The sequence below is a fragment of the Pseudomonas fragi genome, assembly GCF_900105835.1.
Lineage (GTDB): Bacteria > Pseudomonadota > Gammaproteobacteria > Pseudomonadales > Pseudomonadaceae > Aquipseudomonas > Aquipseudomonas fragi.
Map to the genome: position 1 here is coordinate 3,788,526 of NZ_LT629783.1, position 14,277 is coordinate 3,802,802.

Consider the following 14,277-nt stretch of genomic DNA (forward strand, 5'->3'; position numbering starts at 1 on the left):
GGAGTAGGACCATGGCTAAGATGAGCATGAAAAACCGCGAGCTGAAACGTCAGCTCACGGTTGCCAAGTTCGCCAAGAAGCGTGCAGCACTGAAAGCTATCATCGTGGATCTGAACGCAAGTCCAGAAGCACGTTGGGAAGCTCAAGTTGCTCTGCAGAAGCAGCCGCGTGACGCAAGCGCTGCGCGCATGCGTAACCGCTGCCGCCTGACTGGCCGTCCGCATGGTGTTTACCGCAAGTTCGGCCTTGGCCGTAACAAATTGCGTGAAGCAGCAATGCGTGGCGACGTACCAGGTCTGGTTAAAGCCAGCTGGTAAGGCGTACAGGCAAAGTCACCCCTGTCAGGGTTGCAAGATCCTGACAGCCGGTGACCTTGAATATGAATCAAGCCCCTATTGGGGCTTGATTCATTTCTGGCGTGTGTCTAGAATGACCGGCTCGCCTGAGCCCGTGCTTTTTAAGCATTGAGTACTCGGCGACAGTTGTAGCCGCAAGGCTAATTCTTTTTGTATCAGGAGCGTCTAGCCCATGAGTATGCAGGACCCGTTAGCGGACATGCTAACTCGAATCCGTAATGCCCAGATGGCTGAAAAGTCCGTCGTAAGCATGCCATCTTCCACGTTGAAGGTAGCTGTAGCCAAAGTTCTCAAAGACGAAGGTTACATCGCGGATTATCAGATCAGCAGCGAAATCAAGCCACTGCTGTCTATCGAGCTGAAGTACTTCGAAGGCCGTTCGGTTATCGAAGAAGTTAAGCGCGTTAGCCGTCCAGGCCTGCGTCAGTACAAGTCCTCCGAAGATCTGCCGAAAGTTCGTGGCGGTCTGGGTGTGTCTATCGTCTCCACCAGCAAAGGTGTGATGACGGATCGTGCTGCGCGCGCTGCCGGTGTCGGCGGCGAAGTTCTTTGCACTGTGTTCTAAGGGGGGATAAGCATGTCACGCGTCGCTAAGAACCCCGTTAAGCTGCCAGCTGGTGTCGAAGTAAAATTCGCCGGCCAACAGCTTTCGGTGAAGGGTGCCAAGGGTACTCTAGAACTGAACATCCATTCGTCCGTTGAGATTGTTGAAGAAGCTGGTGAGCTGCGTTTCGCTGCTCGCAATGGCGATCAACAAACTCGCGCAATGGCTGGTACCACTCGTGCGTTGGTAAACAACATGGTCCAAGGCGTAAGCCAAGGCTTCGAGCGCAAGCTCCAGCTGGTCGGTGTTGGTTACAAAGCGCAAGCAAAAGGCACAGTGCTGAACCTGGCTCTTGGCTTCTCGCACCCAGTGGATTACGAGTTGCCGGAAGGCATCACCGCTGAGACTCCTAGCCAAACCGATATCCTGATCAAGGGTATTGATAAGCAGCTGGTAGGTCAGGTGGCCGCTGAGATCCGCGGTTTCCGTCCGCCAGAGCCTTATAAAGGCAAGGGTGTACGTTACGCGGACGAAGTCGTCCGTCGTAAAGAAGCCAAGAAGAAGTAGGGCATAGCAAATGACCGACAAAAAAGTTACTCGCCTGCGCCGCGCTCGCAAAGCACGTCTGAAAATGCACGAACTAGAAGTCGTGCGTCTCTGCGTGTTCCGCTCGGCACAGCACATATACGCCCAGGTCATCTCGGCCGACGGCAGCAAAGTCCTGGCAAGCGCCTCGACTTTGGACAAAGAACTGCGTGATGGTGCCACTGGCAACATCGACGCGGCCACAAAGGTTGGCCAGCTGGTCGCTACGCGTGCAAAAGCCGCTGGCGTCTCGCAGGTGGCTTTCGACCGCTCTGGCTTCAAGTACCACGGCCGCGTGAAAGCGCTGGCTGAGGCTGCTCGTGAAGCTGGGCTGGAGTTCTAAGTTATGTCAAATAACGACCAAAAGCGCGACGAAGGCTACATCGAGAAGCTGGTTCAAGTTAACCGCGTAGCCAAAACCGTTAAAGGCGGCCGTATCTTCACTTTCACCGCGTTGACCGTGGTTGGTGATGGTAAAGGGCGCGTTGGCTTCGGCCGTGGCAAGTCACGTGAAGTGCCTGCTGCGATCCAGAAGGCAATGGAAGCTGCTCGCCGCAACATGATCCAAGTGGACCTGAACGGCACCACTCTGCAGTACGCCATGAAATCCGCCCACGGCGCTTCCAAGGTTTACATGCAGCCTGCTTCTGAAGGTACCGGTATCATCGCTGGCGGCGCTATGCGTGCTGTCCTCGAAGTTGCTGGCGTTCAGAACGTACTGGCTAAGTGCTACGGCTCGACTAACCCGGTAAACGTGGTTCACGCCACTTTTAAAGGTTTGAAAGCTATGCAGTCTCCTGAATCTATTGCCGCCAAGCGTGGCAAAAGCGTCAAGGAGATCTTCTGATCATGGCTACCGTTAAAGTAACGCTGATCAAAAGCATGACCGGCCGCATCCCTAACCACAAACTGTGCGTTAAGGGTCTGGGTCTGCGTCGCATCGGTCACACTGTAGAAGTACTTGATACTCCCGAGAATCGCGGGATGATCAACAAGGCTTACTACATGCTGCGTGTAGAGGGTTAATCGATGAAACTCAATGATCTGAGTCCAGCGCCGGGTTCCCGTCGCGAAAAGCATCGTCCGGGCCGTGGTATCGGTAGTGGTTTGGGTAAGACTGGTGGCCGTGGTCACAAAGGTCAGACTTCCCGCTCCGGTGGCACCATCGCTCCAGGCTTTGAAGGCGGCCAACAGCCACTGCATCGCCGTCTGCCTAAGTTCGGTTTCGTATCCCTGAAAGCCATGGATCGCGCAGAAGTGCGTTTGTCCGAGCTGGCTAAAGTGGAAGGCGACATCGTAACTGTGCAGACCCTGAAAGATGCCAACGTGATCAACGTCAACGTACTGCGTGTGAAAATCATGCTGTCCGGTGAAGTGACTCGCGCTGTCACAATCGGCAAGGGAATCGGCGCCACCAAAGGTGCGCGTTCGGCTATCGAAGCAGCTGGCGGCAAGTTCGAGGAATAAATGGCTAAGCAAGGTGCTCTCTCAGCGCTCAGCAAAGGCGGGTTATCCGAGCTCTGGGCTCGACTGCGTTTTCTATTCCTGGCGATTATCGTCTACCGGATAGGCGCACACATCCCAGTTCCAGGTATTAACCCGGACCGGCTGGCGGACCTGTTTCGACAGAATGAGGGGACCATACTTAGCTTGTTCAACATGTTTTCCGGCGGCGCGCTGGAGCGGATGAGTATTTTTGCGCTGGGGATCATGCCGTACATTTCGGCATCGATCATCATGCAGCTTATGTCCGCTGTCAGCCCGCAACTGGAGCAGTTGAAGAAGGAAGGTGAAGCTGGCCGTCGCAAGATTAGCCAGTACACCCGCTACCTCACTGTCGTTCTTGCTCTTGTCCAGGCTATTGGCATGTCCATTGGTCTGGCAGGGCAGGGCGTAGCGTTCACTGGTGACCTGGGCTTCCATTTCGTTGCAGTAACCACGTTTGTGGCGGGTGCAATGTTCATGATGTGGCTGGGTGAGCAGATTACTGAGCGTGGTGTTGGCAACGGTATCTCGATGTTGATTTTTTCGGGTATCGTCGCCGGTCTTCCGAGAGCAATCGGGCAGTCTTTCGAGTCTGCACGTCAGGGCGATATCAATATCTTCGCCCTGGTTGCTATCGGTTTGCTGGCAGTAGCGATTATCGGTTTTGTGGTGTTCATTGAGCGTGGCCAGCGTCGTATTGCTGTTCACTACGCCAAGCGTCAGCAGGGCCGCAAGGTGTTTGCTGCGCAGACTAGCCACCTACCGCTGAAAGTGAATATGGCCGGCGTTATCCCGGCTATTTTTGCGAGCAGCATTTTGCTGTTCCCGGCTTCGCTGGGTGCCTGGTTCGGTCAGTCTGAAGGTATGGGCTGGTTGCAGGACATCTCGCAGTCGATCGCTCCTGGTCAGCCGTTGAATATTCTGCTGTTTAGTGCAGGGATTATTTTCTTCTGCTTCTTCTATACGGCGTTGATGTTCAATCCGAAAGACGTAGCGGAAAACCTGAAGAAGTCCGGTGCCTTTATTCCGGGTATCCGTCCAGGTGAGCAGTCGGCACGCTATATTGATGGCGTTTTGACTCGTTTGACTCTGTTCGGTGCTCTTTATATGACGGCCGTGTGCCTGTTGCCCCAGTTCCTGGTGGTTGCGGCAAACGTTCCGTTCTACCTTGGCGGGACCTCGTTGCTGATCGTTGTTGTGGTTGTTATGGACTTCATGTCCCAAGTACAATCGCACCTCGTTTCGCACCAGTACGAATCCCTGATGAAGAAAGCCAACCTGAAGGGCTACGGCAGCGGCATGCTCCGCTGAAGTACTACCCCGTAAGGTGAGAGGAGTTGGTGATGAAAGTTCGTGCATCGGTGAAAAAGCTGTGCCGTAACTGCAAGATTATTCGCCGCGAAGGTGTTGTTCGGGTAATTTGCAGCGCGGAACCACGTCACAAACAGCGCCAAGGCTGAGTGTGATCTGTTTGAAGCCCAGCAGCTAGTGCGCTGCTGGGTTGATTATTTGTTATTACAGCGATATTATCTCGCGCCCTATTTCTTGGCTTCCGGGGCGTAGGTAGCTGTCAATTGGAGTCCCACTGAATGGCCCGTATTGCAGGCGTTAACATTCCAGATAACAAGCACACTGTTATCTCGCTGACCTACATCTATGGTGTTGGTCGCACTACCTCACAGAAAATCTGTGCGGATGCTGGTGTAAACCCAGCCGCTAAGATCAAGGATCTGAGCGACGAGCAGATTGAGTTGCTGCGTGGCGAAGTGGCGAAGTTCACCACTGAAGGTGACCTGCGTCGTGAAGTCAACATGAAAATCAAACGCTTGATGGACCTGGGCTGCTACCGCGGTCTGCGCCATCGTCGTGGTCTTCCAGTGCGCGGTCAGCGTACCAAGACCAACGCGCGTACTCGCAAAGGTCCGCGTAAGCCGATCCGCAAGTAATCGCACCAGCGAATCGACAGGAATTTAGTCATGGCAAAACCTGCTGCTCGTCCTCGTAAAAAAATTAAAAAGACAGTGGTTGATGGCATCGCCCACATCCACGCGTCTTTCAACAACACCATCGTGACCATCACGGATCGTCAGGGTAACGCGCTTTCTTGGGCTACCTCTGGTGGTTCGGGTTTCCGCGGTTCACGCAAGTCCACCCCGTTCGCTGCTCAAGTAGCTGCTGAACGTGCTGGTCAAGCTGCGCTGGAATATGGCCTGAAAAACCTTGACGTTAACGTCAAGGGCCCAGGTCCAGGTCGTGAGTCCGCTGTCCGTGCTTTGAACGGCTGTGGCTATAAGATCGCCAGCATCACCGACGTGACGCCAATCCCGCACAACGGGTGCCGTCCGCCGAAGAAGCGCCGCGTGTAATCAGGAGACTGTAAAGAATGGCTCGTTACATTGGTCCAAAATGCAAACTGGCACGTCGTGAAGGCACTGATCTCTTCCTGAAGAGTGGTGTGCGCGCTATCGAATCGAAGTGCAATATTGAAGCTGCTCCAGGCATCCACGGCCAACGCCGCGGTCGCCAATCCGACTACGGTACCCAACTGCGTGAAAAGCAGAAGGTCCGTCGTATCTACGGCGTTCTCGAGCGTCAGTTCAGCGGCTACTACAAACAAGCTGCTGGCAAAAAAGGTGCAACCGGTGAAAACCTGCTGCAACTGCTCGAATGCCGCCTGGATAACGTCGTATACCGTATGGGTTTCGGTTCTACTCGTGCCGAATCTCGTCAGTTGGTATCGCACAAGTCGATCAGCGTTAACGGTCAGACCGTAAACGTTCCGTCCTACCAGGTTCGTGCTGGTGACGTGGTCGCTATCCGCGAGAAAGCAAAGAACCAGCTTCGCATTGTCCAAGCTCTCGATCTGTGTGCCCAACGTGGCCGCGTAGAATGGGTAGAAGTAGACACTGAGAAGAAGTCGGGCGTTTTCAAGAACGTTCCTGCTCGCAGTGATCTGTCCGCCGACATCAACGAAAGCCTGATTGTCGAGCTCTACTCCAAGTAAGGGCTAGAAAATAGGTGCATCCATGCAGATTTCGGTAAATGAGTTCCTGACACCTCGCCATATTGATGTGCAAGTTGTCAGTCCAACCCGCGCTAAAATCACTCTCGAGCCTCTCGAGCGTGGTTTTGGCCACACCCTGGGCAACGCGCTGCGCCGCATCCTGTTGTCCTCAATGCCAGGCTGTGCAGTAGTCGAGGCCGAGATTGACGGTGTGCTCCACGAGTACAGCGCCATCGAAGGTGTACAGGAAGACGTAATTGAAATCCTGTTGAACCTTAAAGGTCTGGCTATCAAGCTGCACGGCCGTGACGAAGTTACGCTGACCTTGTCGAAGAAGGGTTCGGGGGTGGTTACCGCTGCCGATATTCAGCTGGATCATGATGTCGAGATCGTTAATCCCGATCACGTAATCGCCAACCTGGCGTCTAACGGCGCCTTGAACATGAAGCTCACCGTAGCTCGTGGTCGTGGTTATGAACCAGCAGACTCGCGTCAGAGCGATGAAGACGAAAGCCGCAGCATTGGTCGCTTGCAGCTGGATTCTTCGTTCAGCCCGGTTCGCCGTATCGCATACGTGGTGGAAAACGCCCGTGTCGAGCAGCGCACTAACCTGGACAAGCTGGTTATTGATCTGGAAACCAACGGTACACTGGATCCTGAAGAGGCCATTCGTCGTGCTGCAACCATCCTGCAACAGCAGTTGGCTGCATTCGTCGACCTCAAAGGTGACAGCGAGCCAGTGGTAATCGAGCAGGAAGACGAGATCGATCCGATCCTGCTTCGTCCTGTTGACGATCTGGAACTGACCGTGCGTTCGGCCAACTGCCTTAAGGCGGAGAACATTTACTACATCGGTGACCTGATTCAGCGCACCGAAGTAGAACTGTTGAAGACTCCGAACCTGGGCAAGAAATCCTTGACTGAAATCAAGGACGTTCTGGCCTCCCGTGGTCTGTCCCTCGGCATGCGCCTCGACAACTGGCCGCCTGCAAGTCTTAAGAAGGACGACAAGGCGACTGCCTGATCGTCGTAATCACCGAACGTTGTGTTTGGTAAGGAATGAACCATGCGTCATCGTAAAAGTGGTCGTCACCTGAGCCGCACTAGCTCGCACCGCAAGGCTATGTTTCAAAACATGGCAGTGTCGTTGTTCGAGCACGAGCTGATCAAAACGACTCTGCCGAAAGCCAAAGAATTGCGTCGCGTTGCTGAGCCGCTGATTACTCTGGCCAAGATTGATTCTGTTGCTAACCGCCGTCTGGCCTTCGACCGTACTCGTTCGAAAGCCATGGTTGGTAAGCTGTTCAACGATCTGGGCAAGCGTTATGCAACTCGTGAGGGTGGCTACCTGCGCATCCTCAAGTGCGGTTTCCGCGCTGGCGACAACGCGCCTATGGCGTACGTCGAGTTGGTTGATCGTCCAGTTGGCGGTGAAGCTGTATCCGCTGAGTAAGACGTCAGTCTCTACAAAGAACCGGGCCTAGTGCCCGGTTTTTTGTGCGCGTTCGATTATCATTATCTATTGATTCTGATCATTTAATGCATTTGCCCATGTTTAGTTCATGGTCAATACTCCTCGTCAGCCGATTAGCCGGCAGTACAAAGACTGACTGAGGAAGCAAACACATGAGCCAGACCAAAACGCTTACAACCGCCAGCGGCGCTCCAGTTGCTGATAACCAGAATTCTCGTTCTGCCGGCCCTCGTGGCCCTCTGCTTCTCGATGACTTTCACCTGATTGAAAAGCTCGCGCACTTCAACCGTGAAAACATTCCTGAGCGTCGCGTACACGCCAAGGGATCGGGTGCCCACGGTACCTTCACCCTGACCCGTGACATGGCTCAGTACAGCAGCGCCAAGCTGTTTGACACCATCGGCAAGCAAACCCCGACCTTTCTGCGTTTCTCCACCGTAGGCGGTGAACGCGGCTCGGCAGATACAGAGCGTGACCCTCGTGGTTTCGCCCTTAAGTTTTACACCGAGGAAGGCAACTGGGACATTGTTGGTAACAACACCCCGGTGTTCTTTATCCGCGACCCTTTGAAGTTTCCCGATTTTATCCACACCCAAAAACGCCTGCCGCAAAGCAACCTGAAAAGTGCGCAGATGATGTGGGACTTCTGGTCGCACTCCCCTGAGTCGCTGCACCAGGTCACCATCCTGTTTTCCGATCGTGGGATTCCTGATGGTTACCGTCATATGCATGGCTTCGGCAGCCATACGTACAGCCTGATCAATGCTGCGGGTGAGCGTCACTGGGTCAAATGGCATTACAAAACCAAGCAGGGCATCAAGAACTTGCCACCTGCAGAGGCTGCACGCCTTGCCGGTACGGATCCGGACTACGCGCAGCGCGATCTGTTTGGTGCCATCGAACGTGGTGATTTCCCGAAATGGCGCGTGTGCATGCAGGTCATGACCGAAGCCCAGGCGGCGGCTCACTACGAGAACCCGTTTGACGTGACCAAGACCTGGTCGCAGAAAGAGTTCCCGCTGATCGAAATCGGTGAGCTGGAGTTGAACCGCAACCCGCTCAACTACTTTGCAGAAGTGGAGCAGGCTGCGTTTGGCCCAAGCAACATGATCCCGGGCGTGGGCCTGTCGCCTGACCGTATGCTGCAAGGCCGTGTGTTCGCGTATGCCGATGCCCATCGCTACCGTGTAGGCACCAACCACCAGCACCTGCCTATCAACTCGCCACGGGTACCTGTGCATAACTATCAGCGCGATGGCTCTATGGCCTTCGGCAACAATGGCGGCGCTGCACCGAACTATGAGCCAAACAGCTATGGCGACGCGCCGAAACAAGCGCCTCAATACGCTGAACCGCCGTTGGCCCTGAGTGGTGCCGCAGATCGCTACGATCATCGCGTGGACAGCGATTACTACAGCCACGCAGGTGCCCTGTTCCGTCTGATGAACGACGAGCAGAAAGCGCTGCTGATCGACAATATTGCAGGGGCTATGACCGGTGTGACGGCGGATGTCGTCGAGCGTCAGCTGCAGCATTTCTACAATGCTGATCAGGCTTATGGTGATGGTGTTGCCAAGGCGCTGGGTGTACAGCGTAACTAACTCTAAGTGAGAAGCAGAACCGCCCTCAATTGGGCGGTTTTTGCGTTTTTTAACCCTGTTTTCTCTTCAAAACAGGGGTTTTATTGCGATTTAGCCGTGACCTCTCAGTCGGCTTGGTTCAAACTACAGTCTTTCAAGCAGGGAGATGTAAGGCGATGCAAGGCCACCCGGATGTAATCGATTATCTCAACACGTTGCTGACCGGCGAATTGGCTGCGCGTGACCAATATTTCGTCCATTCCCGTATGTACGAGGATTGGGGCTTTACCAAGCTGTACGAGCGCATCAACCACGAAATGGAAGAAGAGGCACAACACGCTGATGCGTTGATGCGCCGGATTCTGATGCTCGAAGGCACGCCGCGCATGCGCCCGGATGACCTGGATGTGGGCACCACGGTGCCTGAGATGTTCGCTGCCGACCTGCGCCTTGAATACAAGGTCCGTGCCGCGCTGTGCAAGGGCATCGCCCTGTGCGAGCTGCACAAGGACTATGTGAGCCGCGACATGCTGCGTGTTCAGCTGGCAGACACAGAAGAAGATCACACCTACTGGCTGGAAAAACAGCTGGGCCTGATCAAGTCGATTGGTCTGCAGAACTACCTGCAATCGCAGTTCTGATCCAGGGAAGCTGAGATTCCTTTGGTGGGCGCGTGGCTTGCCCGGGATGCAGGCAACGCAGTCTTTCTGATGCGCCGCATCGCTGCCATCGCGAGTAAGCTCGCTCCCACAAGAGATTGATTTGCGCTCAGTAAAAAGCCCCTGCCATCTCACGATGGCAGGGGCTTTTTCGTATCGCGATTTAAGCCTTGTCGCGAATCAGCAGTGGCTTCAGGTAGAAGCCCGTGTGAGATTGCTTCATCTCGGCTACTTCTTCCGGTGTACCGGTAGCAATAATCTGCCCACCCTTGGACCCTCCCTCCGGCCCAAGATCCACCAGCCAGTCAGCTGTCTTGATGACGTCCAGGTTGTGCTCGATCACGACTACGGTATTGCCGTGGTCGCGAAGACGATGCAGCACATCCAGCAATTGCTGGATATCGGCAAAGTGCAAACCGGTTGTAGGTTCATCGAGGATATACAGGGTCTTGCCGGTATCACGCTTGGACAGCTCGCGGGATAACTTGACCCGCTGCGCCTCACCGCCTGACAGCGTGGTGGCGGATTGCCCGAGCTTGATATAGGACAAGCCTACATCCATCAGTGTTTGCAGCTTACGCGCCAGTGCAGGCACTGCGTCGAAGAACTCCCGCGCTTCCTCGATGGTCATCTCCAACACTTCGTGAATGTTCTTGCCCTTATATTTGATCTCAAGGGTTTCACGGTTGTAGCGCTTGCTCTTGCACACATCGCACGGCACATAGATGTCCGGCAGAAAGTGCATTTCTACCTTGATCAGGCCATCACCCTGACAGGCCTCGCAGCGTCCGCCCTTCACGTTGAAGGAGAAACGCCCGGGGCCGTAACCGCGGGAGCGCGATTCAGGCACGCCCGAGAACAGTTCACGGATTGGCGTGAACAACCCGGTGTAGGTCGCCGGGTTGGAGCGCGGGGTGCGGCCAATCGGGCTTTGGTCGATGTCGACGACCTTGTCCAGATGCTCCAGCCCCTTGATGCTGTCGTGCGCTGCCGCTTCCAGTGTGGTCGCGCCATTGAGGGCCGTGGCGCTGAGCGGGTAGAGCGTGTTGTTGATCAGGGTCGATTTGCCTGAGCCGGACACCCCGGTGACACAGGTCAACAGGCCGATGGGGATTTCCAGATCCACATTGCGCAGGTTATTACCACGAGCGCCCTTGAGCGATAGTGTCAGCTTCTTGTTGCGCGGCGTGCGCTTGGCAGGTACGGCAATCTTCACCCGGCCCGACAGGTATTTGCCCGTCAGGGAGTCAGGGTGGGCCATCACCTCGGCCGGCGTGCCTTGCGCGACGATATGGCCGCCATGCACACCTGCACCCGGGCCGATATCCACCACATAGTCCGCCAGGCGAATGGCGTCTTCGTCGTGCTCCACCACAATCACGGTGTTGCCGATATCACGCAGATGCTTGAGGGTGCCCAGCAAGCGATCGTTATCGCGCTGATGCAGGCCGATAGAGGGCTCGTCGAGGATATACAGCACCCCGACCAGGCCAGCGCCAATCTGGCTGGCCAGACGAATACGCTGGGCTTCACCGCCCGACAGCGTATCGGCACTACGGTCCAGGGACAGATAGTCGAGCCCCACATTCACCAAAAACTGCAGGCGTTCGCGAATTTCCTTAAGGATCTTGTCGGCGATTTCGCCACGACGCCCGGTCAGGCTCAATGTGCTGAAGTATTCGGTAGCATCACCGATAGGCAGGCTGGTGACCGCTGGCAGGGTTTTTTCGCCGACCCATACATGACGGGCTTCACGACGCAGTCGGGTACCGCGGCAATCCGGGCAGGACTGGGTGCTGAGGAACTTGGCCAGTTCTTCGCGCACGGTGGCCGACTCGGTTTCGCGGTAGCGGCGTTCGAGGTTCGGCACGATGCCTTCGAACGGGTGCGCGCGTTTGACGATATCGCCGCGATCATTCAGATAGCGGAAATCCACGTTCTGCGTGCCGCTGCCGTACAAAATGACTTTTTGCTTGTCAGCCGGCAGTTCGCTGAAAGGTACTTCAAGGCTGAAGTCGTAATGCTTGGCCAGCGCCCCGAGCATCTGGAAGTAATACACGTTACGCCTGTCCCAGCCGCGTATCGCGCCTTCGGCCAGGGTCAGCTCGCCATTGACCAGACGCTTGATATCGAAGAACTGCTTGACCCCCAAACCATCGCAGGTCGGGCAGGCACCTGCCGGGTTGTTGAAGGAGAACAGCTTGGGCTCCAGCTCGCTGATCGCGTGGCCGCAAATCGGGCAGGCAAAGCGTGCGGAGAAGATCATCTCTTCGCCGGGCTCATCGTCCATCGGCGCGACCAAGGCAATGCCATCGGCCAGCTTCAGCGCGGTCTCGAACGACTCGGCCAGGCGCTGTTGCAAGTCGGCGCGCACTTTAAAGCGGTCGACCACCACATCAATGGAGTGTTTTTTCTGTTTGTCGAGCTTGGGCAACTCGTCCAGCTCACAGAGCTTGCCGTTGACCCGGGCGCGAACAAAGCCCTGGGCGCGCAGCTCTTCAAACACCGACAGGTGTTCGCCCTTGCGCTCGCGAATCACCGGTGCGAGCAGCATCAATTTGCTGCCTTCAGGCTGCGCCAACACCAGATCGACCATCTGGCTGACGGTCTGCGCTTCCAGAGGAATATCGTGGTCCGGGCAACGCGGGATACCGACGCGGGCATACAGCAGGCGCAGGTAATCGTAGATCTCGGTGATGGTGCCGACGGTGGAGCGCGGGTTGTGCGAGGTCGATTTCTGTTCGATGGAAATCGCCGGCGACAGACCTTCGATGGTATCGACGTCAGGCTTTTCCATCATTGACAGGAACTGTCGCGCATAGGCTGACAGCGACTCGACATAACGTCGCTGGCCCTCGGCGTACAAGGTGTCAAACGCCAGGGATGATTTGCCGGAGCCAGACAGTCCGGTGATGACGATCAGTTTGTCCCTTGGCAGGGTCAGGTCGATGTTCTTCAGGTTGTGGGTTCGTGCCCCACGTATCAGGATCTTGTCCACTGCGGCCTCGCTTGGCGGGCATAACGTAAACGAATGAGTATACGGATCTGTGTGAAAGCTGTGCAGGCCTTGATGGCCCGATGTCATTCAAGCAGCCTTTATAACTTTTGCGTGACAAAGCGTCGCGGCGCTCTCGTGTATGTGCTGTTACTCGATGGGACTGATAGAATCGCCGCCGGTTCACATGAGGTTTTTCCATGCACGATCCCCACAGCGAACGCATGAGCAGCGGCGAGACCCGGGCAGCAAGCGGTCTGGCCCTTGTGTTCGCCTTCCGTATGCTGGGCATGTTTATGGTGTTGCCGGTACTGGCGACCTATGGGATGGACCTGGCTGGCGCGACGCCTGCCCTTATAGGCTTGGCAATTGGCGCTTATGGCCTGACCCAGGCGATTTTTCAAATCCCGTTCGGGATCATTTCCGACCGTATTGGACGGCGCCCGGTGATTTACCTGGGCTTGATTGTCTTTGCGCTGGGCAGTGTGCTGGCGGCCAATTCCGATTCGATCTGGGGCGTTATTGCGGGACGTATCCTGCAAGGCGCAGGGGCGATTTCAGCAGCTGTCATGGCGCTGTTGTCGGACCTGACCCGTGAGCAGCACCGCACCAAGGCGATGGCCATGATCGGCATGACCATCGGATTGTCATTTGCTGTCGCAATGGTCGTGGGGCCGTTGCTGACCCGTGCATTCGGGTTGTCTGGGCTGTTTCTGGCCACGGGGGCAATGGCACTGTGCGGGATCGTGATCGTGATGTTTATGGTGCCGCGTTCCACCGGGACCTTGCAGCATCGTGAGTCCGGTGTGGCGAAGCAGGCTTTGCTGCCGACCTTGCGTCACCCTGACCTGTTGCGCCTGGACCTTGGCATTTTTGTGTTGCACGCCATGTTGATGTCGAGCTTTATTGCCTTGCCGCTGGCGCTGGTCGAAAAGGCCGGCCTGCCCAAGGAGCAGCACTGGTGGGTGTACCTGACGGCCTTGCTGATTTCTTTTTTCGCCATGATTCCGTTCATCATCTACGGCGAAAAGAAACGCAAAATGAAACGAGTTTTGCTCGGCGCCGTCGTTACGTTGATGCTCACTGAGCTATTCTTCTGGAAGTTCGGCGACAGTTTGCGGGCGTTGGTGATCGGCACCGTGGTGTTTTTCACCGCGTTCAACCTGTTGGAGGCTTCACTGCCTTCGCTGATCAGCAAAGTTTCACCCGCAGGCGGCAAGGGCACGGCGATGGGGGTTTATTCCACCAGCCAATTCCTCGGTTCGGCACTGGGCGGCATCCTCGGCGGCTGGTTGTTCCAGCATGGCGGTTTGTCGGTTGTGTTCCTTGGATGCGCAGGTCTGGCTGCACTCTGGCTAGCCTTTGCTGTTACCATGCGCGAACCACCGTATGTAACAAGCCTGCGCCTGCCGTTATCACCTGAGGCGCTGCGCGAAGCAGGTCTGGCTGAGCGTTTGAAGGCTGTTACTGGCGTTACAGATGCAGTGATCGTGGCTGAAGAGTCCGCGATTTATATCAAATTGGACACCGAACTATTGGATCGCGCGACACTCGAGCAGTTGGTTAACCCAGCGCCGACGTGCGAAGCCTAGGAG

Annotated in this window: 18 protein-coding genes; 17 read left to right on the top strand and 1 reads right to left on the bottom strand. The window is 55.8% G+C overall.

The annotated features are described in order from the left end of the window. The first annotated feature begins 11 nt into the window (after window positions 1-11). The 16 genes from rpsN to bfr all read left to right on the top strand — a co-directional run bounded on the left by rpsN (window position 12) and on the right by bfr (window position 9,669). On the top strand, window positions 12-317 hold the full coding sequence (rpsN, locus tag BLU25_RS17380) for a 30S ribosomal protein S14 (RefSeq protein WP_003444367.1): 306 nt from the start codon (window positions 12-14) through the stop codon (window positions 315-317). Window positions 318-528: 211 nt separating this feature from the next. Continuing rightward, complete coding sequence (gene rpsH, locus BLU25_RS17385; protein WP_003444366.1) at window positions 529-921, top strand: 30S ribosomal protein S8; 393 nt, start codon at window positions 529-531, stop codon at window positions 919-921. A 12-nt stretch (window positions 922-933) separates the two neighbouring features. Continuing rightward, a complete protein-coding gene (gene rplF / locus BLU25_RS17390) occupies window positions 934-1,467 on the top strand; it encodes a 50S ribosomal protein L6 (RefSeq protein ID WP_016779180.1) in 534 nt (177 codons plus the stop codon). 10 nt (window positions 1,468-1,477) lie between these two features. Then, window positions 1,478-1,828 (top strand): 50S ribosomal protein L18, encoded by a 351-nt coding sequence (gene rplR, locus BLU25_RS17395; RefSeq protein WP_016779181.1) that lies wholly within the window; start codon window positions 1,478-1,480, stop codon window positions 1,826-1,828. A gap of 3 nt (window positions 1,829-1,831) precedes the next feature. Continuing rightward, window positions 1,832-2,332, top strand: coding sequence for a 30S ribosomal protein S5 (gene rpsE / locus BLU25_RS17400; protein ID WP_003186035.1), 501 nt, complete (start codon window positions 1,832-1,834; stop codon window positions 2,330-2,332). 2 nt (window positions 2,333-2,334) lie between these two features. Next, the gene (gene rpmD, locus BLU25_RS17405) at window positions 2,335-2,511 is read left to right on the top strand and encodes a 50S ribosomal protein L30 (protein ID WP_003186033.1); all 177 of its coding nucleotides are present in this window, start codon (window positions 2,335-2,337) and stop codon (window positions 2,509-2,511) included. Between the two features lie 3 nt (window positions 2,512-2,514). After that, on the top strand, window positions 2,515-2,952 hold the full coding sequence (gene rplO / locus BLU25_RS17410) for a 50S ribosomal protein L15 (protein WP_016779182.1): 438 nt from the start codon (window positions 2,515-2,517) through the stop codon (window positions 2,950-2,952). Next, window positions 2,953-4,281, top strand: a complete 1,329-nt coding sequence (gene secY / locus BLU25_RS17415; protein WP_029611193.1) for a preprotein translocase subunit SecY — start codon at window positions 2,953-2,955, stop codon at window positions 4,279-4,281. A 32-nt stretch (window positions 4,282-4,313) separates the two neighbouring features. Next, on the top strand, window positions 4,314-4,430 hold the full coding sequence (gene rpmJ / locus BLU25_RS17420; protein WP_002555468.1) for a 50S ribosomal protein L36: 117 nt from the start codon (window positions 4,314-4,316) through the stop codon (window positions 4,428-4,430). Window positions 4,431-4,559: 129 nt separating this feature from the next. Continuing rightward, on the top strand, window positions 4,560-4,916 hold the full coding sequence (rpsM, locus tag BLU25_RS17425; RefSeq protein WP_016779184.1) for a 30S ribosomal protein S13: 357 nt from the start codon (window positions 4,560-4,562) through the stop codon (window positions 4,914-4,916). A gap of 30 nt (window positions 4,917-4,946) precedes the next feature. Then, a complete protein-coding gene (gene rpsK, locus BLU25_RS17430; RefSeq protein ID WP_007924177.1) occupies window positions 4,947-5,336 on the top strand; it encodes a 30S ribosomal protein S11 in 390 nt (129 codons plus the stop codon). A gap of 17 nt (window positions 5,337-5,353) precedes the next feature. Then, the gene (gene rpsD, locus BLU25_RS17435) at window positions 5,354-5,974 is read left to right on the top strand and encodes a 30S ribosomal protein S4 (protein ID WP_003444359.1); all 621 of its coding nucleotides are present in this window, start codon (window positions 5,354-5,356) and stop codon (window positions 5,972-5,974) included. A gap of 22 nt (window positions 5,975-5,996) precedes the next feature. Further along, a complete protein-coding gene (locus BLU25_RS17440; RefSeq protein WP_003176403.1) occupies window positions 5,997-6,998 on the top strand; it encodes a DNA-directed RNA polymerase subunit alpha in 1,002 nt (333 codons plus the stop codon). 42 nt (window positions 6,999-7,040) lie between these two features. Beyond that, window positions 7,041-7,427, top strand: coding sequence for a 50S ribosomal protein L17 (rplQ, locus tag BLU25_RS17445; RefSeq protein ID WP_016779185.1), 387 nt, complete (start codon window positions 7,041-7,043; stop codon window positions 7,425-7,427). Between the two features lie 173 nt (window positions 7,428-7,600). Beyond that, window positions 7,601-9,049 (top strand): catalase, encoded by a 1,449-nt coding sequence (locus BLU25_RS17450; protein ID WP_016779186.1) that lies wholly within the window; start codon window positions 7,601-7,603, stop codon window positions 9,047-9,049. Window positions 9,050-9,204: 155 nt separating this feature from the next. Beyond that, window positions 9,205-9,669 carry a bacterioferritin gene (gene bfr / locus BLU25_RS17455; RefSeq protein ID WP_016779187.1) on the top strand — a complete coding sequence of 155 codons (465 nt, stop codon included), beginning with the start codon at window positions 9,205-9,207 and terminating at the stop codon, window positions 9,667-9,669. 181 nt (window positions 9,670-9,850) lie between these two features. On the opposite strand, the gene uvrA is transcribed toward bfr, so the two are convergent. Further along, window positions 9,851-12,685, bottom strand: a complete 2,835-nt coding sequence (uvrA, locus tag BLU25_RS17460) for an excinuclease ABC subunit UvrA (RefSeq protein WP_016779188.1) — start codon at window positions 12,683-12,685, stop codon at window positions 9,851-9,853. Between the two features lie 197 nt (window positions 12,686-12,882). Here uvrA and BLU25_RS17465 point away from each other — a divergent pair, with 197 nt between their 5' ends. Then, window positions 12,883-14,274: an MFS transporter gene (locus BLU25_RS17465; RefSeq protein WP_016779189.1), complete on the top strand. Its 1,392-nt coding sequence runs from the start codon at window positions 12,883-12,885 to the stop codon at window positions 14,272-14,274. Window positions 14,275-14,277 lie beyond the last annotated feature (3 nt).